This window comes from Bacillus sp. N1(2025) (assembly GCF_053470005.1).
The window spans coordinates 181194-203906 of sequence record NZ_JBLTJB010000005.1 but is presented as its reverse complement, the minus strand read 5'-3'; the positions used below and the strand labels follow the sequence as shown (position 1 = coordinate 203906).

Below are 22713 nucleotides of genomic sequence, written 5' to 3'. Positions count from 1 at the left end.
ACATTAAATAGGATAATAGAATGCCCCTGAATGGGATAAAGGAGTAATGATGTGAAAGAAAAATTCATTTCGATTTCGATTATTTGCGGCTATGCTGCCTTCTTTATGATTTTTATGGCCATGGATCATTTTTCAGGATCATCCCTCCCTCAAGCGGAACAGGGAGTGATCAATCTGGAAAAGTGGGATTTTCAAAAGGATGGAAATGTCCAGCTGAACGGGAAATGGATTCTATATCCAAATCAGATGCTGTCACCGCAGGCGCTTCATTCAGCAAAAGGAAAAAATCCCGTACTCGTTGATGTCCCTGTCAATGTGAAGCTGTTCGGAAAAACGGCCGATGTGGATTATGGGACGTACAAACTGACAATCCGATCAAATGAAGACAATCAGGTTTTGGGGATCAGCACATCTTTTATCTACAGTTCAAACCGTCTTTACCTTAATGGAAAAGTAATCGGACAGAGCGGCAATCCTTCAGAAAAAGCTGATTTTAAGGCGCAGAACAAACCGTACAGCAGCTTTTTCACGCTTCGCAAAGGTGACAATGAACTTGTCCTGCATTTTTCGAATTTCGGAAAAGTTCCCGGCTGGGGGATCGCAAAACCGATAACGTTTGGGACTCAAGAACAAATTATACGCGAGAATCAAATTTCCTTTTTCAATGATTCCATTATGATTACGGCTTTTTTCATTACCGGTTTATATTTTCTCGGCTTTTTTCTCCAACGGACAAAGGATAAACATTTATTGTTCTTTTCCGTGATGTGTCTGCTTTTTTCAGCCATTATTCTTATGATCGGGAAAGAAAGAATTATCTTTCTCCTCTTTCCGTCTATTTCATTTTCATTGCTGAATTCCTTGCGTATCATCTCAACCGTGCTTGTCAGCATGGCGGTTTTTCTTTATCTCTTTTATGCATACAGAGAAATTGTTTCAAAAACGACGATCACCTTTTTAACCGCTTTATCCGGGATTATCTTGATCACTGATTTTATGTCCGGAAGTTTCATTGACCACCTCTCATACATTTTACATTCTGTGCTTGCCGTTACGACTCTGTTTTATATTACATACATTTTTACGATTGCCGCCATAAGAAAAATAAAAGGAAGCACGTACCTTACACTCGCATCCGTCTCGATGAGCGCTTTTGTGATTCTTACGACCATTTCAGCTTACAGCGGCAAAACGGCTTTTTCTTTTAATTCGATCTATTCATTGCCGACAGTTATTGCTTTATTGGCGGTGGTTCTTCTGATGGCGCAGCAATTCGCCGGAGCTTTCCGGGACAATGAAGTCCTCTCACGGAAATTAGTCAAAATCGACCAACTGAAAGATGAATTTATCGCCAAAACTTCACACGAATTCAAGACGCCGCTGAACAGCATTATTAATATATGCCAAACCCTTGTAGCCGGCAGAAAAAAGAAGACGATAGAGGAAGAGAAAGAAAATATGCAGCTGATCATCCGTATGGGCTACAGACTTTCTGATCTCGTAAATGATATTCTTGATTTGGAAAAAATGAAGCAGGGTATGCTGCAGATTCGTCCGGTTCCCGTCGATGTGCATGCCGTCATATGCAGTGAGATGAACTTCTACCGGCTTTTATCCAAACATAAAAAACTTGCCATTCTTAATCATGTGCCGGACGATCTCCCTTTGGTGCTTGCAGATGAAAACCGTTTCCGGCAAATCTTAACCAATCTTGTTGAAAACGCAATCAAGTACACATCCGAGGGGAACATTATTCTTTCTGCTGAAAGCCTGAATGACAAAATGATTCAAATCACGGTGGCCGATACCGGCAGCGGCATTCCTGAGGCTGATCTTGAAACCATTTTTGATTCTTTTCAGCAAGCGGAAGGGACGGAAGAAGATGGAACGGGTTTAGGTTTAAGTATTGTGAAACAGCTCGTCAAGCTCCAAAACGGGGACATCTGGGCGGAGTCAGCGGCGGCGCAAGGATCAGCCTTTCATTTTACGTTACCCGCCGCTCAAATTGATTCTTTACCGGAAGCAAAGACCGAACTTCCTAAATCACAGCCCGGACAGAGAATGCCGGATATTTCGCTGGTCACGCCTTATCACTCAGAAAAAATCGATGCTCCGACGATTCTGATCGTCGACGATAACATCGAGAGTTTGAAAATTTTAACTGATATGCTGGAAGGTGTTCCTTATAACGTAATCGCAGTAAAAAGCGGAAAAGAGGCGCTTCAAGCTGTCTCTTCCTCGAAGCTTGACTTGGTCATATTAGACTTGATGATGCCCGACATGACGGGTTTTGAAGTCTGCACAATCATCCGCGAAAGATTCAGCATGGTCGATCTGCCGGTTCTTATCGTTACGGCAGCCATTATCAGCCATGACAAATACAAAGCGTTTCATGCCGGAGCAAACGACATTTTACAAAAGCCTTATCATTACTCTGAATTCACCGCGCGTATTAAAAATTTAATTTTGATGAAGCATACGGCTCACCAAGCCACAAATTTGGAAATGGCTTTTCTTCAGTCGCAAATTAAGCCTCATTTTCTTTACAATGTATTAAATACGATCATCGCGCTCAGCCATTTGGATATTGAAAAAGCCCGGGAAACGACTGCTGCATTTACAAACTATTTAAGGATGAGTTTTGATTTTCAAAACACTTCGGACATCAGCTCATTCAGAAACGAACTTTCTATCATTACGTCATATCTTTCTATAGAAAAAACACGCTTCGGCAAACGGCTTGATATCCTTTTTGATATTGAACAGGACATTGACTTCCCCCTTCCGCCTTTAATGATACAGCCATTGGTGGAAAACGCCGTTCATCACGGGATCAGTAAGAAAAGAGGCGGCGGACGGATAAAGCTGACAGCGAAAAAACAAGGCGAAAACACGTATTTTATCAAAGTGGAGGATAATGGAACCGGCATCATGCCGGACATACAGGAAGATATTTTGTCTTCTGATGTTAATCGCCGTGTCGGCTTGAAAAATATCAATCGGCGGCTGAAGCATTTTTGCGGAAGCGAATTGACGATCACCAGCACCCCGGATGAGGGCACCGCTGTTTCGATGATGATTCACACTCCCGGCACAACGGATGACTCGAACTCACTAAAAACGTCTTCATTAAGATACTGATTAACTTCAGAAGGCATGTAAATACTTCTGCCGGCTGCCGGGAAATTCCCGTCAGCCTTTATTTACCCAGAAAGACGTAAAAACAAAAAAGCTTGAAGAAAAAGTGATATCTTCTCCAAGCTTAGATGATCCGCACCAGTCTGGCCGTTTTCACTTAAGAAATCGTAACTCCCGCGCTTGCATATCCCGCCACTGTATTAATAAGCGAAAGGCCGGTCGCAGTGGCGGAGAATACCATTAACAGCCGGGTTTGAGGAGTTACCGCAATGTTCAGCCCTGTCGTGATTCCGTTGCTGATGCTGCCGATTGACAATATGCCGGTGAGGGGAGGAGCTAAAGTGACGGATGCTCCGGGGATCGGCGAGAACGTATTGTTCGGCACTGTGGAACTGTATAATTGTGCGGTTATCGTAACAGTCGAGCCGACAAGCGACAATGCTGCGGTTGTACTGAAATAGGCGGCAATTGATGTAATGGTTCCGCTTCTCGGAGCAGAAAAAGCAAAGTTCAGCAGAGTTCCTCCGGCCCCGGTAAGATCAATTGCGCCTCCCCCTCCGACATTGACGCCCGTCACAGAATTGCCGAAGCCGACAAGGCTCACCGTTCCGATTAATCCGCCGGCAATGGTCGTCACGGCAGTGGGAAGACCTGAAGCATAGGGAATGATCGCGCCTGCTCCGGTTGCTCCGGTTATCCCAGTTGCGCCGGTTACTCCGGTTACTCCGGTTGCTCCGGTCGATCCTGTTACTCCAGTCGCTCCAGTACCTCCGGTTACTCCCGTTACCCCGGTTGCCCCAGTACCTCCGGTAGCACCTGTTACTCCCGTTACTCCCGTTACTCCGGTTTCTCCAGTGGCTCCGGTGGCCCCTGTTACTCCGGTTACACCGGTTACTCCAGTTGATCCCGTTACTCCGGTGGCTCCAGTAGCTCCGGTTACACCGGTTGATCCCGTTACTCCGGTCGCTCCTGTTGATCCAGTATCCCCGGTTACTCCCGTTACCCCGGTTGCGCCGGTTACACCGGTTGATCCCGTTACTCCGGTCGCTCCGGTTACTCCCGTTACTCCGGTTACTCCAGTTGATCCCGTTACTCCGGTGGCTCCTGTTATTCCTGTTGATCCAGTATCCCCGGTTGCTCCGGTTACCCCAGTTGCCCCCGTTACCCCGGTTGCGCCGGTTATCCCCGTGGCTCCCGTTACTCCGGTTGCGCCGGTGAGCCCGGTGGCTCCCGTTACTCCAGTATCCCCGGTTACACCGGTAGCACCTGTTACTCCGGTAGCACCTGTTACTCCGGTTACTCCAGTGGCTCCCGTTGCCCCAGTCGCTCCAGTATCTCCGGTTACTCCCGTTACTCCGGTCGAGCCTGTTACTCCGGTTGCGCCTGTTACTCCGGTCGCCCCAGTATCCCCGGTTACTCCCGTTACTCCAGTTGCGCCTGTTACCCCAGTTGCCCCCGTTACCCCGATGGCACCGGTTAATCCAGTTGCTCCGGTTATCCCCGTGGCTCCCGTTACTCCGGTTGCGCCGGTGAGCCCGGTGGCTCCCGTTACTCCAGTATCCCCGGTTACACCGGTAGCACCTGTTACTCCGGTCGCTCCAGTATCCCCGGTTGCTCCGGTTACTCCGGTCGCTCCGGTTACTCCAGTGGCTCCCGTTACTCCCGTTGCGCCTGTTACCCCAGTTGCCCCCGTTACCCCGGTGGCACCGGTTATTCCAGTCGCGCCGGGATCTCCAGTCGCGCCGGGATCTCCAGTCGCGCCGGGATCTCCAGTGACGCCGGTTGCTCCGGTTAGTCCAGTAGCTCCGGTGGCTCCCGTTACTCCGGTCGCCCCGGTTACACCGGTCGAGCCTGTTTCTCCGGTTGCGCCGGTGAGCCCGGTGGCTCCTGTTACTCCAGTATCCCCGGTTACACCGGTAGCACCTGTTACTCCCGTCGCTCCAGTATTCCCGGTTACTCCCGTTACTCCGGTTATTCCGGTTGCTCCCGTTACTCCCGTGGCGCCGGTTGCTCCAGTCGCGCCGGGATCTCCAGTGACGCCGGTTGCTCCGGTTAGTCCAGTAGCTCCGGTGGCTCCCGTTACTCCCGTTGCGCCTGTTACCCCAGTCGCTCCGGTATTCCCGGTCGAGCCCGTAGCTCCGGTGAATCCCGTTGCTCCGGTAAACCCCGTTGCTCCAGTGAATCCCGTTGCTCCCGTTGCGCCTGTTACCCCAGTCGCTCCGGTATTCCCGGTCGAGCCCGTTGCTCCGGTGAATCCCGTTGCTCCGGTAAACCCCGTTGCTCCAGTGAACCCCGTTGCTCCAGTCAGCCCTGTTGCTCCGGTCAGCCCCGTTGCTCCGGTGCACCCCGTTGCTCCGGTGAATCCTCTTACATGAAAATGATTTGGATGACAGCATGGACACCATCTTTCATGACAGCAAGAGTTTTCGCAACAGAATCCTTCACAGCAATGTGCTCGATTTTGATAACTGCGCCTTTGATTTCTTCTTTTATGTTGAAAATGACAGCAACAATCATTGCAATTCCGGCAGTCGTAATCCCAAGAGTCGTATCTGTTATACCAAGTATCTCCTTTTCTCATTACACCACCTCTATTTGCATAATATTTCCACGAAGAAAAAAGGTGTGGCAAAACCCCGCTTCTATTGGGCAAATTTTCAAATGGTCTTTAAGGCTGCATCATGCACAGCTTTTTTCACAGAAAAAAAGACCTAACTGTGCATAAGTCAGGTCTTTCATCTTTAAAATATCAGTCTGCTGTTGTCATTAGGTTGTCGGGAAACGAATGCTGTTAAAATCGATATTGAGAGCTGTTGCGGCAGTTAAACTATTAGCAGATGTGAAAATAACTCTCAGTTGGTACGTGTTTATTCCTGCAGTCGGCGCTGTATCCACTGTTGTATCGGCAATCGAGAACCTTTCAGTAGCTGCGCTAGTAATAATCCGCGACAAAGTTCTTGTATGAACCTGTACTGTTCCCCTATATAATCTCACTTCATAAACAAAGTTTGAATTGGCTGCAGTTGTTACCTCGACGCTGAGTGCATAATCAAGCTTTACATTCTGTAAATCAGTAACGGGGATTGCCAGCGTAGCAACAGGAATTTCTGTATTTAACGGCGGGTAAACAGTAAGCGGCCCGTTGGTTCTTGTGAAGAGCAAGGCCGGTGTACTGCCTGTGGCGCCGGTTGGGCCTGTTGAGCCGGTTACTCCTGTTGACCCAGTTACTCCGGTTGAACCCGTTGCTCCGGTTACTCCTGTTGCTCCAGTTACTCCTGTTGCTCCTGTTGGCCCTGTTACTCCGGTTGAACCCGTTGCTCCGGTTACTCCTGTTGCTCCAGTTACTCCAGTTGCTCCTGTTGCTCCTGTTGGCCCTGTTACTCCGGTTGAACCCGTTGCTCCGGTTACTCCTGTTGCTCCAGTTACTCCTGTTGCTCCTGTTGCTCCTGTTGCTCCTGTTGGACCTGTTACTCCGGTTGAACCCGTTGCTCCGGTTACTCCTGTTGCTCCAGTTACTCCAGTTGCTCCAGTTACTCCTGTTGCTCCTGTTGCTCCTGTTGCTCCTGTTGCTCCTGTTGCTCCTGTTGCTCCTGTTGCTCCTGTTGCTCCTGTTGCTCCTGTTGCTCCTGTTGCTCCTGTTGCTCCTGTTGCTCCTGTTGCTCCTGTTATACCCGTTGCTCCAGTCACACCCGTTGAACCGGTTGGGCCTGTTATTCCGGTTACACCAGTTGCGCCTGTTGATCCCGTTGATCCCGTTACTCCGGTTGCGCCTGTTTCTCCCGTTGAGCCCGTGACCCCAGTTGCCCCTGTCGGTCCTGTCGATCCTGTTGCTCCTGTTGGGCCGGTTTCTCCGGTTGAACCTGTGGCTCCTGTTACTCCAGTTGCTCCAGTTATACCCGTTGCTCCAGTCACACCCGTTGAACCGGTTGGGCCTGTTATTCCGGTTACACCAGTTGCGCCTGTTGATCCGGTTGAGCCCGTTACTCCTGTTGCTCCTGTTACTCCAGTTGATCCTGTTGCTCCTGTTACTCCAGTTGCTCCTGTTACTCCAGTTAGTCCTGTTACACCAGTTATTCCCGTTACACCAGTTATTCCCGTTACACCAGTTGGACCCGTTTCTCCGGTTGAACCTGTTACCCCTGTTGCGCCAGTCGCTCCGGTTATCCCCGTTGCCCCAGTCACTCCAGTTGCTCCGGTTGATCCCGTTACTCCGGTTGCGCCGGTTTCTCCGGTTACTCCGGTTGGACCTGTTGCTCCTGTTGGACCCGTGATTCCGGTTGGGCCCGTTTCTCCAGTCGCCCCTGTTACTCCGGTTGGGCCCGTTTCTCCGGTCGCCCCTGTTACTCCGGTTGGGCCCGTTTCTCCGGTCGCCCCTGTTACTCCAGTTACTCCAGTTGCTCCAGATATACCCGTTGCTCCAGTTGCTCCGGTTGGACCGGTCTCTCCTGTTACACCTGTTGATCCCGTTACACCAGTTGGACCCGTTTCTCCGGTTGCTCCGGTTGGACCGGTCTCTCCTGTTACACCTGTTGATCCCGTTACACCAGTTGGACCCGTTTCTCCGGTTGCTCCCATGATTCCGGTTGGACCCGTTTCTCCCGTTGAACCTGTTACTCCAGTTGGGCCGGTTTCTCCTGTTACACCTGTTGGCCCTGTTGCGCCGGTTAGGCCAGTTTCTCCGGTTGGGCCAGTTACACCGGTTGCGCCTGTTTCTCCCGTTGAACCGGTTACACCAGTCGAGCCGGTTGTTCCTGTTACTCCGGTTGAACCCGTTGCTCCTGTTATCCCCGTTGCTCCAGTCGGTCCTGTTGCTCCTGTTACTCCAGTTGATCCCGTTGCGCCAGTCGATCCGGTTTCTCCCGTCGCTCCAGTTTCTCCTGTTGAACCAGTTACACCAGTTGAGCCGGTTTCTCCTGTTGCTCCTGTTGGGCCAGTTTCTCCGGTTGCGCCAGTAACTCCTGTTGGACCGGTTGAGCCAGTTACACCAGTTGGACCCGTGATTCCTGTTGGGCCGGTTTCTCCAGTCGCCCCTGTTACTCCAGTCGGTCCTGTTGCTCCAGTCGGTCCTGTTGCTCCAGTCGGCCCTGTTGCTCCAGTCGGCCCTGTTGCTCCAGTCGGCCCTGTTGCTCCAGTCGGCCCTGTTGCTCCAGTCGGCCCTGTTGCTCCAGTCGGCCCTGTTGCTCCAGTCGAGCCGGTTGGTCCCGTTACTCCTGCTGGGCCGGTTTCTCCAGTAGCTCCGGTTTCCCCGGTCGAGCCAGTTTCTCCGGTTTCGCCAGTAACTCCAGTTGGACCGGTTGGGCCTGTTGGACCCGTTTCTCCGGTTTCTCCTGTTACTCCAGTTGCTCCAGTTATACCCGTTGCTCCAGTCACACCTGTTGAACCGGTTGGGCCTGTCGATCCCGTTGGGCCTGTTATTCCGGTTGTACCGGTTGTTCCAGTTGCTCCAGTTATACCCGTTGCTCCAGTCACACCTGTTGAACCGGTTGGGCCTGTCGATCCCGTTGGGCCTGTTATTCCGGTTGTACCGGTTGTTCCAGTTGAACCAGTTACTCCCGTGGCTCCTGTTACTCCCATGGCTCCGGTTGCCCCGGTTACTCCTGTTGCTCCGGTTTCTCCTGTTGGACCCGTGATTCCGGTTGGGCCAGTTTCTCCCGTCACCCCTGTTACTCCTGTTGGACCCGTTTCTCCCGTTGAACCTGTTACTCCAGTTGAGCCGGTTTCTCCGGTTGGACCCGTGATTCCGGTTGAGCCAGTTTCTCCCGTCACCCCTGTTACTCCTGTTGGACCCGTTTCTCCCGTTGAACCTGTTACTCCAGTTGGGCCGGTTTCTCCGGTTGAACCTGTTACACCTGTTGGCCCTGTTGCGCCGGTTAGGCCAATTTCTCCAGTTGCACCGGTTACACCAGTTACTCCTGTTACACCAGTTACTCCTGTTGGGCCAGTTACACCGGTTGCGCCTGTTTCTCCCGTTGAACCGGTTACACCAGTCGAGCCGGTTGTTCCTGTTACTCCGGTTGAACCCGTTGCGCCTGTTATCCCCGTTACCCCAGTTGGGCCGGTTGCTCCAGTTTCTCCTGTCGATCCTGTTGCTCCAGTCGCCCCTGTTACTCCCGTCGCTCCAGTTGCTCCTGTTGAACCAGTTACACCAGTTGAGCCGGTTTCTCCGGTAGAACCAGTTACACCAGTTGAGCCCGTGACCCCAGTCGGGCCAGTAACTCCTGTTGGACCGGTTGAGCCAGTCGCCCCTGTTACCCCCGTTACTCCGGTTGAGCCTGTTACTCCGGTTGAGCCCGTTGCCCCTGTTGGACCGGTTGATCCAGTTACACCTGTTGATCCAGTCACTCCAGTTGCACCGGTTGCTCCTGTTGATCCTGTTGCCCCAGTTACTCCGGTTGAACCCGTTGCGCCGGTTGCTCCGGTTACTCCTGTTGCTCCAGTTACTCCAGTTGCTCCAGTCACACCCGTTGGACCGGTTGGGCCTGTTACCCCGGTTGCGCCAGTCGCTCCGGTTATCCCCGTTGCTCCTGTTGCTCCAGTCACACCCGTTGAACCGGTTGGGCCTGTTATTCCGGTTACACCAGTTGAGCCCGTGACCCCAGTCGGGCCAGTAACTCCTGTTGCCCCTGTTACTCCGGTTATACCAGTTGGGCCGGTTGAGCCGGTTGAACCTGCTACCCCAGTTGCTCCGGTTATGCCAGTGGCGCCCGTTGCGCCGGTTGTTCCTGTTGACCCGGTTGCTCCTGTTGGGCCGGTTGAGCCCGTAGTTCCGGTTATTCCTGTTGCTCCTGTTATCCCCGTTGCTCCAGTCACTCCGGTATCCCCGGTCGAGCCAGTTTCTCCGGTTGCGCCAGTTACACCAGTTGAGCCCGTGACCCCAGTCGGGCCAGTAACTCCTGTTGCCCCTGTTACTCCGGTCTCTCCTGTTGCTCCTGTTGTTCCTGTTGCACCGGTTTCTCCGGTTACTCCCGTCGCCCCGGTTACTCCAGTTGAACCCGTTTCTCCGGTTGATCCTGTTACACCCGTTACCCCAGTCGCTCCTGTCGATCCCATTGCACCCGTTGAGCCGGTGGCTCCTGTTGGCCCAGTTACACCGGTCGCCCCGGTTTCTCCCGTTGGGCCGATTTCTCCAGTTACCCCGGTTGACCCGGTTGACCCAGTTCCTCCTGTTGGGCCGATTGCCCCCGTTGCGCCGGTTTCTCCTGTTGGTCCTTCTGGGCCGATTGCCCCAGTCACTCCCGTTGAACCCGTTTCTCCTGTTGCTCCAGTTACTCCCGTTGCTCCGGTTTCTCCTGTTACACCTGTTGATCCCGTTACACCAGTTGGACCCGTTACTCCTGCTGGGCCGGTTGCTCCAGTCGGTCCTGTTGCTCCAGTCGAGCCGGTTGGTCCCGTTACTCCTGCTGGGCCGGTTTCCCCGGTCGAGCCAGTTTCTCCGGTTGCGCCAATTACTCCAGTTGGACCGGTTGGACCAGTTTCTCCCGTTGCTCCGGTTACTCCTGTTGCCCCAGTTGGGCCGGTTGCTCCGATTGAACCTGTTGCTCCGGTTGGACCGGTCTCTCCCGTTGGGCCGATTTCTCCAGTTACACCGGTTGCGCCGGTTTCTCCCGTTGAACCAGTTGAGCCGGTTGGACCAGTTTCTCCCGTTGCTCCGGTTACTCCTGTTGCCCCGGTTTCTCCTGTTGCTCCGGTTACTCCTGTTGCCCCGGTTTCTCCTGTTGCTCCGGTTGCCCCTGTTGCTCCAGTTACACCAGTCAAGCCGGTTGGGCCTGTCACTCCGATTGATCCTGTTACTCCCGTTGCCCCTGTTACACCGGTTGGTCCTGTGGCGCCAGTTACTCCGGTCGCTCCTCTTGCTCCGGTCACTCCAGTTGAACCGATTGCTCCTGTCGACCCCGTCGCTCCTGTTGGCCCTCTTGCCCCGGTTGAACCAGTTGATCCCGTTACACCAGTTACTCCGGTCACTCCTCTTGCTCCGGTCACTCCTGTGGGGCCCGTCACTCCTGTGGGACCTGTAATTCCTGTTACGCCAGGTTCACCCCCGGTTTGCGCCAATGAAACATCGTCTATTAAAACCGTGCCGGAAGAAACTTTACTTAATACAATGACGGCAGAGGCCGCGCCAGAAGGCACACTGCTTGTTTTATAGATTTCAGACCATGTGTGAAAGAGCACGTTCGGCAAATTTCCGGGTGTAATATTTTCTTGAATGGAACTGATTTGTTCACCTGCCGCGCTGACATAGATGATCTGGAGAGTTACTTGGGGACTTGGCTCATTTCCGAGCGTTGCGAGTGATACGAATAGAGTCAGTGACTTGGCTGAAATGGGAACGATTTGACTGAGGTAAGCATATGGCTGAGCTCCAATAAATTGCGCGGAATATCTCCCTGAATGTGCAAACAAACTGTTAATCTGGGTATTGGCCGAACTCCACCCCGCTAATGTGCCGGTTTCAAAGCTACCGTTTATAATCGGATTATTCATTCAATCTTTTTCCCTCTCCTTCCCGTTGTTGACCGTCTTACCTATTAAGACAGCATATTAATACGGGCTGTGTTTTGACAACCTAAATAAAAAAGGTGATTTCTACTCATCACCTTAGTCCGATCCTTGAATGGGGAATCCCGTCGCAATGAGGGAGCGGTTTGCCGCTGCGACTTGTGTTACGAGATTCGAAGAAAGGACGGATAAATAGAGCTGGTACGCGGCTGTTTCATCCGCCTTCATTTCGTCGATGTACGTAAAAGGAATTCCTATGATTTGTCCGCCTGAAGAAAAGAGGTTCCGCTCTTGTCTCTGTGTTTGTATCGATACGCCATTTCTTTGCAGATCGACAGCTAAGACCAATGAGAAATGAGACGCGAGCGGGTCTAATTCCACATTTACTTGTATGACGGCATCCGTTTTCACCAATTGATCTGTCGGCGCGGCTATCACTGTGCTTAACACGTTTATCGGTGTTCCTTCTAACGGAATCATCATCTGGTCTGCTGTATTTTGAAAAGCTACCGCAGGAACCGCTCCCGGCGGCCCCTCAGGCCCCGGTGGACCGGGCGGACCCGCCTCCCCTTGCGGACCGCGGGAGCCGGCGGGTCCTCTTTTGCCTTCGGGACCTCGCAGCCCGGGTACGCACAAGGCAGATCGATTTTCATCTGAAGATGGAAACTGTTTTTCCGTCTCTGTTTCAGGTCTTTCAAGTTCACATGGTAATTGTTCATACTGGCGTTTCATATGTCTGCTCATATATTTGTAAGGTTTCTGTTTCAATATCATGTATTGATCACGGACGCTGCTCATATTATCACCCCGGCAATATTCTATTCGCACTGAAGTCATCATGTGCAGGCCCTTCCCATTCCCTACAGAAATAAAAAAAGGCAGACCTGAGTCTGCCTTTTTTCTTCTACCATAACCCTAATACTTTCCACCATAATCCGCCGATCACAAGCCATGTCACAATATGGACGATTGACAGGATAAAGCCGATGGACCACCATTTGCTTTGCGATATATAACCCGCTCCGAAAAAGACCGGAGCCGCTCCTGAGCCGTAATGCGTCGTAGAACCGAAAAGGTTGCTGAAAAACGCCAGGCTGAGCGCCGCCAACAGCGGCGGAGCGCCTGCCGCCACGATGACGGCGAGAAATGCCGCATACATGGCGCTGATATGCGCGGTTGCGCTCGCAAAGAAGTAATGCGTGTAATAATACACGACAATCAGAATCATAAATGCCACAATCCATGAAAAACCGGAAACAGAAGATTTCATCATATTGCTGAACCAAGACACCATGCCGAGCTCATTCAGGAAATTCGCCAGCATCACAAGCGCCGCGAACCAAGTCAGCGTATCCCATGCACCTTGTTCTTTTTTGATGTCCTCCCATGTTAATACCTGTGACAAAAGCAAAACGGATAATCCGATCAGGGCCGTCGTCGTTGCGTCAATATTTAAGCTTCCTCCGAAAATCCACAGCGCAAGCACTAATAAAAAGACGATGACCATGGAGAGTTCGGATTTTTTAAACGGACCCATTTCTTTCAATTTTTCCGTTGCGATTTTAGCCGCATCCGGTGTTTCTTTAATTTCCGGCGGATACAGCTTATAAATGACGAGCGGCGTAATAATTAAGCTCGCCAATCCCGGTACAATGGCTGCGATTGCCCAGCTTGTCCATGTGATGTCCACCCCTGCGACATCGTGGGCCAGCTTGGCGATCAGCGGGTTCGCCGCCATTGCCGTCAAAAACATCGCAGACGTAATCAAGTTTCCTTGAAAACCGGTTTTTAATAAGAAAGCGCCGATTTTCCGCTCTGTTCCGTCTGCCGGCGTTGATCCGAAAGTTTCGGATAATGATCTGATAATAGGAAAAATAATGCCGCCCGCCCGTGCCGTGTTGCTCGGAATGGCAGGTGATAAAATTAAATCACTGAAAAGCAGTGAATAAGAAAGGCCGAGTGTTTTCTTCCCGAACCGTTGTACGAATACGTAAGAAATCCTGGCGCCGAGCCCGGTTTTGATGAACCCCCGGGAAATAAAAAAGGCGATGACAATCAGCCAGATTGTCTTGTTTCCAAATCCGCTTAACGTATTTTCAATAGATAGCGTTCCCGTTAACGCGGTGACTGCCAATGCAAAAATTGCAATTGCGCCCATTGGCAAGGGCTTGGAGATAAAGCCGATAATTGTTGCGACAAAAATAGCGAACAAATGCCATGCTTTAGGTTCAAGTCCGGACGGCGCGGGAATAAACCAAATGATTAATCCCACAGCAACAGTAATAAGCAAAGGAATGATTTTTACTGCCTGCTGTTTTTTTGCGTCTTTTTCTGAAGCCATTACAGGTCTCCTCCTATTTTGTTGTCTTCCATCCCCTATCCCATTTTACTACTTAACTAAGTTAATAAACGTTTTTGTTAATTAAAAAACACAAAGGAATATTTTCCTTTGTGTTTCTTGTTTCTTATTTTAATATGCCCGACCCGGCTTTAGATATAACATCTGATTTTACATTTGATGATGAGCCGATGGAACCGTGCAATGACGGTGTCCAGCCGACGGACTGATTTAATCCGTTGGCGGCTGACGCGTTAATTGAGGCGCCGTTTAAAAGAGTGCCGTCTTCATGAAGCGCTTTTCCGCCGCTGAAGACGCTGATGACTTTATCAGCAGCCAGTCCCGGCACTTCAAAGACATTATTCTGGGCATATATTTTTGACGCATGTCCTGCGCCCCACGCATAGCTGAACGGGTATGCGGCGCTTTTAGAGCCTGCGTAAAAATTATTATAAATATGAACCTGCCCGTACCGGACCCGCGGTGCGCGCTGGACGATGTTCTGGTAATAGTTATGGTGAATGGTCACCTTCAGTTTTCCTTCATCCGACGTCTTGCTGTCGCTGTTTCCGATGACGGAGCCTTTGTCATGGTCATGATATTTATTATAGGACAATGTAATATAATTCGCCCCGTTGGCTATATCCGTCTGGCCGTCATGGTGCTGATATTTTCTCCCGTAATAGTAGGGAAAACCGCTGTCGGGATTCGATCCGTCATTAAAGGTGCAATGATCGATCCAGATGTGCGTCGCGCCGTTAATGGTGATATTGTCATATTCCGAGTTCCAGTTGCCGCTGCTGCCGTCCGTCGGGTCCCATTGCGGAAAATAGTCGTAAGCGTCTTGAAATTCAATGTTGCGGATGATGACATTGTCGACGCCGTTCTTAATATTAAAATTCCCGCCTGTCACTTTGGCATTTGAACCCGAGCCGATGATCGTCGTATTTGAAGGAATGTCAACCACGACCCGTGCCTTCTGGTTTTTTTGCGATCGCTGTCTGGCGTCTTCCTGGGTGCCTGACGGCGCTTTTTTTCCCCATTTGTCCGGGTCGTACGCCTTCAGATAGGCGTTCGGATCATATGCCGGATCTTTATAATCATCAAAGCCGAGCGTTTTATTGCGGTCGTCCGTATTCATATTGATTGTGCCTTGTATGTAAATAATCTTCGGTGTGCTGTTGGCGCTTCCCCCTAATGCAGAAACGAGCTGCTGTCTGTTTGATACGGTGTATACATTCGATGAAGAGGCTTTCGCGCCGCCGATTGTCCCGCCGGAAGCGGCTCCCCAGCCGTCATTTGTTCCTAACGTCTGCCGTCCCAGATCAGCGGCATAGACGTCCGCAGGGATCATACATAAACAAACCGCCAGCATAAATAACATTTTTTTCATGAATTGTGCTCCTCCTGTTTCTTTGTTCTAATTTATTACAATCGAATTGTATCAAATCAGTTGAGAAACAGCACCGAAAATGTACAGAATGTGCCTTTCGGTTTTATTGCGGAAACCGCAAAAAAATCCCAAGGGACCGAAAACCCCTTGGGATCTGTTCAGCTTACGCCCATGATTTTACTTTTTCGTTATCCGTGACAAACAGAAGAACTTTTCCTTCATCTAAGCGCTTTTCAAATTGTGATGCTTCCTCTTCCGAAAAGCCGATTTCGTGAATTTTGTTGCGGAGCTCGTCGCCTTTTTTATTAAACATATTGCCGACTGCGTGTTTAATGCCCGTTTCTTTCGCTCCGATGGTATTGACATCAGTATTATCGGCCAGGCGGTCCGTTCTGTCGTCATCATGAGAAAGCACATATACGTCTTCTTTTGCGACACCCAATTGCTGAAGCTCTTTTACGTCCTGCATCAGTTTTTGATCATTTGTATATTCTCTTACTACCGGTTTCATTGATAAGTCCTCCCTTTTGTTTTGTATATTGGATGTTTACCCGATCAATCAAGGATCAAACAAAAGAAAGAGAGTTCAGTGGGAAAACGGGCAGATTGTCGGTGGATATTTTCTGGCGGGACATGTTACAGTAGAAAAAGCAACTTTTATCAGAAAAATAAAAATCTTCATGAGCCGATTAAGCAGGGAGGTGGTTCCTATTCATTACTTTTCACCGGAACAGCGATTTAACGCTTGGGTTGTCAGTGATTTAGTGAAGCAGGTATTCCGCCGGCATACCCGCTGCCCGGATGGAATAAAAGAGCTTACGGCCTTTGCTGAAGATACTTTTCATATTAATATCGATTTCGTTTTCTCTATCATTATCAATATCGGTGATATCGAATCCGTTCTGCCGACAGAAATTGAAAATAGGCTGAGTTCTTATCTGACCGCGCTTCAGCCCGTGATTACCGCTGACATGCTTCATTCTTCAAAAACGAATGCCTATGAATATTTGGAACATGAGAAAAACACCGATGTGTACCGGTTATTCTATTAAATATGCATATAAGGAAAGAAGGGCCCTGGCCCTTCTTTTTTTATGGCCGCTGACGGTTTGATTTTGTAATCGGGAAATGGTTCGTGTTACATTTGGAACAACCACTTATCTTGAAGGAGGATTCAGTATGCCGAATCATCAGCAGCAAATTCAATTGGCAAGACGCCCCAAAGGCGTTCCCGCCCATGACGATTTCCGCTTTGAAACGATTGCCGTTCCCGAACCGAAAGACGGCGAAGTGCTTGTGAAAACGAGTTATGTGTCCGTTGATCCGTACATGCGCGGACGGATGCAAGATACAAAATCATATGTAGAGCCGTTCGCTTTAGATGAAGCCATAACAGGCGGAGTGATTGCCGAGGTTCTGACAGACGGCGATAAGCTGAAAAAAGGAGATGTTGTGATCGGAAATCTCGCATGGCAGGAATATTCAGCCGTCAATGAGTCCGCCCTCCGCAAGTTGGATACGGATATCGCACCCGCCCAGGCGTATCTCGGCATTTTAGGGATGACCGGACTGACCGCTTACTTCGGGCTGCTCGATATCGGCCGTCCGAAAAAAGGCGAAACCGTCGTCGTTTCAGGCGCGGCGGGCGCCGTCGGCTCAACAGTCGGACAGATTGCCAAAATCAAAGGCGCGCGGGTTGTCGGCATCGCCGGATCTGATGAAAAAATCGCGTATTTGAAAGAGGAGCTTCAATTTGATGAAGCCATTAATTACAAAACGGCGGATGATATTCAAAAAGCGCTGGAACAGGCATGTCCTGACGGCGTCGATGTCTATTTTGACAATGTCGGCGGACCGATTTCAGATGCGGTGATAACCCTGCTGAATGAATTCGCCCGCATTCCGGTATGCGGAGCGATCTCATCGTACAATACCGAAAGTGAAGAAGAAGACATGGGCCCCCGCGTCCAGCCGAAGCTGATCAAAACAAAAGCGCTGATGCAGGGATTCATCGTCAGTGATTATGCTGACCGCTTTTCCGAAGGTGCGAAACAATTGGCCGAATGGCTTAAGGACGGAAAGCTTCATTATGAAGAAACGATTACGGAAGGATTCAGCCATATTCCTGACGCGTTCCTCGGCCTGTTTAAAGGAGAAAACAAAGGCAAACAGATCATCAAAGTCAGTGATCTAAGTTAACATGATGATAAAAAAAAGGAGGGCTTTGTCCCCTCCTTTTCTGTTTATTTGGGATCAGCCGCGAAGAATCAAAGTAAGAAAGCCGTCTTCATCAGGCTCCGTATCTTCCAAAGTGAATCCCGCTGCTTGAAAGCAGGCTAAACTGATTTGATTGTCTTTTTCGATGTTTGCCGCCCATTCCCGCACGCTGGTAAACCCAGGGTCAGTCAGCAGTTTTTGCAACATCTGTTTTCCGTACCCTTGAAGCTGGTACAAAGGATTGACGATCAATCCGATATACGCCCGCTCCTCCACAAACTCCATAGAGACCATGCCTGCCGGACACTCCCCGTCATATGCCATAATGACAGTATCGTCTTCATCTTTATTCAATCGTGCATACCACGCGTCTAATGGCAGCATCGCATCCATTCTCCGTCTGATATTATCGTTCTTAAACCAGTGTTCAAGTATTTTCAGCTCACGTTCCTTCAATATTTGAAATCTGATTATTGAAACCATCTTCCCGCCCCCGCCTGAACCTTTTCTATTATTTCACAACAAAAAAACGAAGGGCTTCCCGCCCTCCGTTTCTTATTTCTCAGATAATTTTCCGCCTGAATAAACGGCCTCTTTCAGCGCAATTCCGAGTGATTTGGCCATTTTTTTCAATTTGGATTCTTCCATCGGCGTGACAAGGCTGAGTACGGTTCCTTCTTTACCGGCCCGCCCCGTCCGGCCGGATCTGTGGATATATCCGTCTTCATTCGGGATGTCCGCGTGAATGACGTACGGAAGATCATCGATATCGAGTCCGCGCGCCGCAATGTCAGTCGCCAGAAGCAGCGGAAATTCTCCCCGTTCAAACGCTGATAATATCTTTGCCCGCTCCATTTTTTTCGCTTCTCCGTGCAGGATGCCGAGGTCCACGTGATGATAGGCAAGTTTTTCCGCATAGACGCTTAAATTTCCGATATCTCTGACGAACACGAGCGCCTGCATGCCGTTCAGCCGTGACAGCTTTTGCAATAGCTTTACTTTATCCCGCTGATCGCAGACGAGATATTGATGCGTGACGCGCGCTTTTTCCGCCGTATTCCGCTCCACTTTCAAAACGGCCGGTTCGTGTGCGATGGTATTCAGCACCTGTTCTGTTTCCGGCTGCAGCGTAGCGGAAAAGCTTAAAAGCTGTCGGTCTTTCAGCGTCGTTTTAATGATTTTTTTCATCGTTTCGCGGTGTTCCTGTGTCACGAGCTGATCCGCTTCATCAAGAACGATCGTCTTGACTTCATGCATTTTCAGCTTTTTCGCCTGAATCAATTCGAGCACCCTGCCCGGTGTGCCCGCAATGATATGCGGTTTATTTTTGAGCTTTTCCACCTGCTTTTTCACGTTTGCTCCGCCGATCAAAGACAAAGCGCGAAGATCGGAGCCTTTTTTCCACTCCTGAATCACTTGGAAAATCTGCATCACAAGCTCGCGGGACGGTGCTAAAATGATCACTTGCGGATGTTTCTGTTCCGGGTTGATCCGCTCCAGAACCGGAAGCGTGTACGCCAATGTTTTTCCCGTTCCCGTCGGGGATTCGGCGATGACGTCTTTCCCTTCCATAATCACCTGAGCGGCTTTTTCCTGAATGACGGTCGGCTCCTGAAAACCTGAGGCCTCCCAGTTTTTGGCGATAAATGGTTGTGTATGCTGTAAAAATGGCCATGTTTGGGTCATGTCGTTCTCCTCAATTCTTAAAATCTACTCCATAGTATCTCAAATGCACGCGCCAAACGCAATTTTCTTTTTCCTTCCAAGCCTTTTAACAAACGGTCTCCTCCTTTATAATCATAAATGAGAAAGACACATGATAAAAAAAGCGTGTCTGATAACGATAGAGGTGTAATGATGAGTATTTTATCCGTAAAAGAGTTAAGCCACGGCTTCGGTGATCGTGCGCTTTTTAACAATGTATCGTTCCGTCTTTTAAAAGGGGAGCACGTCGGCTTAATCGGAGCAAACGGCGAAGGTAAATCAACGTTTATGAATATTATTACCGGAAAGCTTGAGCCTGATGAGGGTAAGGTTGAATGGGCGAAAAACGTGCGTGTCGGCTACCTCGATCAGCATACCGTGCTTGAAAAAGGAAAAACGATCCGCGACGTGCTGAAAGATGCATTCCATTACTTATTTGCGATGGAAGAGGAAATGAATGAGATTTACAACAAAATGGGCGAAGCGGACCCTGATGAGCTTGAGCAGCTGCTTGAAGATGTCGGTGTCATTCAGGACGCCCTGACTAATAATGATTTCTATGTGATTGACAGCAAAGTTGAAGAAATCGCCCGCGGCCTCGGCCTGCAGGATGTCGGACTTGACCGCGACGTCACTGATTTAAGCGGCGGACAGCGGACGAAAGTGCTGCTCGCCAAACTGCTTTTGGAAAAACCGGAAATCCTTCTGTTGGACGAACCGACCAACTACCTTGATGAACAGCATATTGAATGGCTGAAACGCTATTTGCAGGAATATGAAAATGCGTTCATCTTGATTTCTCACGACATTCCGTTTTTAAACAGCGTGATCAATTTGATTTATCATGTGGAAAACCAGGAGCTGACGCGTTATGTCGGTGACTACCATCAGTTTATGGAAGTCTACGAAGTGAAAAAACAGCAGCTCGAAGCCGCCTATAAAAAACAGCAGCAGGAAGTGGCTGAGCTGAAAGATTTCGTCGCCCGCAACAAAGCGCGGGTCAGCACGAGAAATATGGCGATGTCCCGCCAGAAAAAGCTTGATAAGATGGATATGATCGAACTGGCGGCCGAAAAACCGAAACCGGAATTCCATTTCAAGCCTGCGAGAACGTCAGGCAAGCTCATTTTTGAAACGAAGGACTTAGTCATCGGCTACGATACTCCGCTGTCACGCCCGCTCAATCTCAGAATGGAGCGCGGACAGAAAGTCGCCCTATACGGCGCAAACGGCATCGGGAAGACGACGCTGTTAAAGAGCCTGCTCGGTGAAATCCAGCCGCTGGAAGGCACGGTGGAACGGGGCGAGCATCAATACACGGGCTATTTCGAGCAGGAAGTGAAAGAAACCAATAACAATACGTGCATCGAAGAAGTGTGGAGCGAATTTCCTTCCTTTACCCAGTACGAAATCCGCGCCGCCCTCGCCAAATGCGGACTGACGACCAAACACATTGAAAGCCGCGTCTCCGTTCTCAGCGGAGGAGAAAAAGCGAAGGTCAGACTGTGCAAGCTGATCAATTCAGAAACAAACCTGCTCGTGCTTGACGAACCGACAAACCACCTGGATGTCGATGCGAAAGAAGAGCTGAAACGCGCGCTGAAAGAATACAAAGGCTCCATTCTGCTGATTTCCCACGAACCCGAGTTCTACATGGATATCGCGACGGAAACATGGAATTGTGAATCTTGGACGACGAAAGTGCTGTAAACACAAAAAGGAACTCCCGCCTGTGCGGAAGTTCCTTTTTTTCTTAATGTCCGGCTTTTATTCCGGCGAGATGTTTGCGTCCCATGAGAAGGACAAGCATGCCGACAAAAACGACGATCCCGCCTACTGTATATGGTGTGCTTGCAGTGAAGTGTTCTGACAGCATTCCCGCAATCCACGGAGCGAGCGCACCGCCGATAAAACGGACTGAGCTGTAGGCTGAAGACGCGATTGAACGTTCAACCGGTGCAGAACCCATTACAGCGGTTGTCATGATCGTATTCACCATACCGAGAACAGCACCGGCGACAACAATACATGTAATGATCAACGTCTGATGGTCAGTCCAGATCCCCATGACGATGAGAATGACCGCAAAGGCGATAAAGAGAACGACGAGCGAACCCACTGTTCCCAGCGCTTTGTGCACGAGCGGCGCCGTAAAGACTGACGTAATTGCCAGCAATAACCCCCAGCCGAAGAAGACGTATCCAAGGCCGTGTTCATCTAAATCCAGCACGAACGGAGAATAAGCAAGCAAAATAAAAAATCCAAAGTTGTATAAGAATGCAGATACTGCCATTGTCAAAAGGCCTTTATATTTGAGCGCCTTCATCGCATCAAACACACCGACGCGTTTTGCCGGTTTCGGCAGCTTCGGCAGCATGAGTGAAATCGCGCAAAGCGCTATGAACATGAGGACAGACACTCCGAAGAACGGAGCGCGCCATGAAATGCTGCCAAGCTCTCCGCCTGCAAGCGGCCCGACGGAAATCCCCAAGCCGAGTGCAGCCTCATACAAAATAATGGCTTTGGCGCTGCCGCCGACAGATACCCCGACAATGACGGCAAGCGCGGTTGAAATAAAGAGAGCATTCCCAAGCCCCCAGCCGCCGCGATAGCCGACAAGCTGAGCAATTGAACTTGAGCTTCCGCCGAGAGCGGCAAACACGATGATAAAAATAAGTCCGAGAAGCAGCGTCCATTTTGCGCCGATCCGGCTTGAAATCGCGCCGGAGAAAAACATCATAAAACCGGTAACGAGCAAATAACTTGTAAATAGCAGAGATACTTCACTAGGTGAAGCATGTAATTGTGCGGCGATCGCCGGAAGAATCGGATCGACAAGACCGATTCCCATAAAGGAAATCACACAGGCAAACGCAACCGCCCAAACGGCTTTCGGCTGGCTGAATAGGCCTGTTTTCTGTTGTGATGATGTATCCATTTGACCAAACCTCCTGTTTCATCCATTAAAAGAAACGCTATATCCATAGCGTTTACAGCAAAATCATTCGATTGATTGAATGGCGCGGTCAGCTTTTTCTTTCATTCCGTTAAGGCGCGTTTTAAAATGCTGAAATGTGCTGATCTTCTCATCAATCATCTCAAGCTGGTGGTTCAAAGCGTGCTGAATCTCTTCCAGCTTTTCTTTCCGTTCCTTCGGATCCAGTGACAACAAGTACCCCTCTTTGTTTAATTCCAGCTGACGGCTCATCTCCATAAACTGCTGAAGCTCCTGAAGGGAAAAACCGAGCACTTCTTTTGTGCTGGTTACTTTTTCGAGCTCCTCCATATCATCTTCAGAGTAAAGCCGGACGCCGCCTTCTGTCCGTTTAGGAGCAGGAATCAAACCAATCTCCTCGTAAAAACGAATGGTTCGTTTTGTCAATCCGCTTCGCTTGGCAACTTGATCAATCTTCATCCATTCCAA

14 protein-coding genes and 1 pseudogene are annotated in these 22713 nt (G+C 50.0%); 5 read left to right on the top strand and 10 right to left on the bottom strand.

Going from position 1 to position 22713, the window contains the following annotated elements:
• Nucleotides 1–105: 105 nt before the first annotated feature.
• Nucleotides 106–1989, top strand: a pseudogene (locus tag ACNFN4_RS13750) (sensor histidine kinase); the annotation flags it as partial.
• A 72-nt stretch (nt 1990–2061) separates the two neighbouring features.
• Complete coding sequence (locus tag ACNFN4_RS13745; protein ID WP_426554154.1) at nt 2062–3141, top strand: sensor histidine kinase; 1080 nt, start codon at nt 2062–2064, stop codon at nt 3139–3141.
• Between the two features lie 154 nt (nt 3142–3295).
• Here the strand turns inward: ACNFN4_RS13745 and ACNFN4_RS13740 are convergent, their stop codons facing one another.
• The 6 genes from ACNFN4_RS13740 to ACNFN4_RS13715 all read right to left on the bottom strand — a co-directional run bounded on the left by ACNFN4_RS13740 (nt 3296) and on the right by ACNFN4_RS13715 (nt 15879).
• Nucleotides 3296–5719, bottom strand: coding sequence for an exosporium glycoprotein BclB-related protein (locus ACNFN4_RS13740; RefSeq protein ID WP_448200256.1), 2424 nt, complete (start codon nt 5717–5719; stop codon nt 3296–3298).
• 185 nt (nt 5720–5904) lie between these two features.
• A complete protein-coding gene (locus tag ACNFN4_RS13735) occupies nt 5905–11622 on the bottom strand; it encodes an NTTRR-F1 domain (protein ID WP_448200255.1) in 5718 nt (1905 codons plus the stop codon).
• 114 nt (nt 11623–11736) lie between these two features.
• The gene (locus ACNFN4_RS13730) at nt 11737–12435 is read right to left on the bottom strand and encodes a hypothetical protein (protein WP_104678926.1); all 699 of its coding nucleotides are present in this window, start codon (nt 12433–12435) and stop codon (nt 11737–11739) included.
• 106 nt (nt 12436–12541) lie between these two features.
• Complete coding sequence (locus ACNFN4_RS13725) at nt 12542–13978, bottom strand: anion permease (protein ID WP_007408966.1); 1437 nt, start codon at nt 13976–13978, stop codon at nt 12542–12544.
• 124 nt (nt 13979–14102) lie between these two features.
• On the bottom strand, nt 14103–15368 hold the full coding sequence (locus tag ACNFN4_RS13720; protein ID WP_020955487.1) for a pectate lyase family protein: 1266 nt from the start codon (nt 15366–15368) through the stop codon (nt 14103–14105).
• A 163-nt stretch (nt 15369–15531) separates the two neighbouring features.
• Nucleotides 15532–15879 carry a general stress protein gene (locus ACNFN4_RS13715; RefSeq protein WP_003155650.1) on the bottom strand — a complete coding sequence of 116 codons (348 nt, stop codon included), beginning with the start codon at nt 15877–15879 and terminating at the stop codon, nt 15532–15534.
• Between the two features lie 190 nt (nt 15880–16069).
• Here ACNFN4_RS13715 and ACNFN4_RS13710 point away from each other — a divergent pair, with 190 nt between their 5' ends.
• Nucleotides 16070–16420: a DUF3212 family protein gene (locus ACNFN4_RS13710; protein WP_050498191.1), complete on the top strand. Its 351-nt coding sequence runs from the start codon at nt 16070–16072 to the stop codon at nt 16418–16420.
• A 127-nt stretch (nt 16421–16547) separates the two neighbouring features.
• Complete coding sequence (locus ACNFN4_RS13705; protein WP_020955485.1) at nt 16548–17567, top strand: NADP-dependent oxidoreductase; 1020 nt, start codon at nt 16548–16550, stop codon at nt 17565–17567.
• A gap of 54 nt (nt 17568–17621) precedes the next feature.
• Here ACNFN4_RS13705 and ACNFN4_RS13700 read toward each other — a convergent pair whose 3' ends face one another.
• Both ACNFN4_RS13700 and ACNFN4_RS13695 read right to left on the bottom strand, forming a co-directional pair.
• The gene (locus tag ACNFN4_RS13700; RefSeq protein WP_020955484.1) at nt 17622–18068 is read right to left on the bottom strand and encodes a GNAT family N-acetyltransferase; all 447 of its coding nucleotides are present in this window, start codon (nt 18066–18068) and stop codon (nt 17622–17624) included.
• A gap of 72 nt (nt 18069–18140) precedes the next feature.
• Nucleotides 18141–19271, bottom strand: a complete 1131-nt coding sequence (locus ACNFN4_RS13695; protein WP_020955483.1) for a DEAD/DEAH box helicase — start codon at nt 19269–19271, stop codon at nt 18141–18143.
• Between the two features lie 171 nt (nt 19272–19442).
• On the opposite strand from ACNFN4_RS13695, the gene ACNFN4_RS13690 reads away from it, so the two are divergent.
• Nucleotides 19443–20999: an ABC-F family ATP-binding cassette domain-containing protein gene (locus ACNFN4_RS13690; protein WP_007408960.1), complete on the top strand. Its 1557-nt coding sequence runs from the start codon at nt 19443–19445 to the stop codon at nt 20997–20999.
• 43 nt (nt 21000–21042) lie between these two features.
• On the opposite strand, the gene ACNFN4_RS13685 is transcribed toward ACNFN4_RS13690, so the two are convergent.
• Both ACNFN4_RS13685 and ACNFN4_RS13680 read right to left on the bottom strand, forming a co-directional pair.
• Nucleotides 21043–22227, bottom strand: coding sequence for an MFS transporter (locus ACNFN4_RS13685; RefSeq protein ID WP_007408959.1), 1185 nt, complete (start codon nt 22225–22227; stop codon nt 21043–21045).
• Between the two features lie 63 nt (nt 22228–22290).
• The gene (locus ACNFN4_RS13680; protein ID WP_003155658.1) at nt 22291–22713 is read right to left on the bottom strand and encodes a MerR family transcriptional regulator; all 423 of its coding nucleotides are present in this window, start codon (nt 22711–22713) and stop codon (nt 22291–22293) included.

Bases quoted from the DNA above. Each gene is read 5' to 3' on its own strand.
- ACNFN4_RS13700 (WP_020955484.1), bottom strand. From the start codon at position 18,068: ATGGTTTCAATAATCAGATTTCAAATATTGAAGGAACGTGAGCTGAAA.
- ACNFN4_RS13740 (WP_448200256.1), bottom strand. From the start codon at position 5,719: ATGAGAAAAGGAGATACTTGGTATAACAGATACGACTCTTGGGATTAC.
- ACNFN4_RS13735 (WP_448200255.1), bottom strand. From the start codon at position 11,622: ATGAATAATCCGATTATAAACGGTAGCTTTGAAACCGGCACATTAGCG.
- ACNFN4_RS13725 (WP_007408966.1), bottom strand. From the start codon at position 13,978: ATGGCTTCAGAAAAAGACGCAAAAAAACAGCAGGCAGTAAAAATCATT.
- ACNFN4_RS13720 (WP_020955487.1), bottom strand. From the start codon at position 15,368: ATGAAAAAAATGTTATTTATGCTGGCGGTTTGTTTATGTATGATCCCT.
- ACNFN4_RS13705 (WP_020955485.1), top strand. From the start codon at position 16,548: ATGCCGAATCATCAGCAGCAAATTCAATTGGCAAGACGCCCCAAAGGC.
- ACNFN4_RS13690 (WP_007408960.1), top strand. From the start codon at position 19,443: ATGAGTATTTTATCCGTAAAAGAGTTAAGCCACGGCTTCGGTGATCGT.
- ACNFN4_RS13745 (WP_426554154.1), top strand. From the start codon at position 2,062: ATGCCGGATATTTCGCTGGTCACGCCTTATCACTCAGAAAAAATCGAT.
- ACNFN4_RS13695 (WP_020955483.1), bottom strand. From the start codon at position 19,271: ATGACCCAAACATGGCCATTTTTACAGCATACACAACCATTTATCGCC.
- ACNFN4_RS13715 (WP_003155650.1), bottom strand. From the start codon at position 15,879: ATGAAACCGGTAGTAAGAGAATATACAAATGATCAAAAACTGATGCAG.
- ACNFN4_RS13685 (WP_007408959.1), bottom strand. From the start codon at position 22,227: ATGGATACATCATCACAACAGAAAACAGGCCTATTCAGCCAGCCGAAA.
- ACNFN4_RS13730 (WP_104678926.1), bottom strand. From the start codon at position 12,435: ATGAGCAGCGTCCGTGATCAATACATGATATTGAAACAGAAACCTTAC.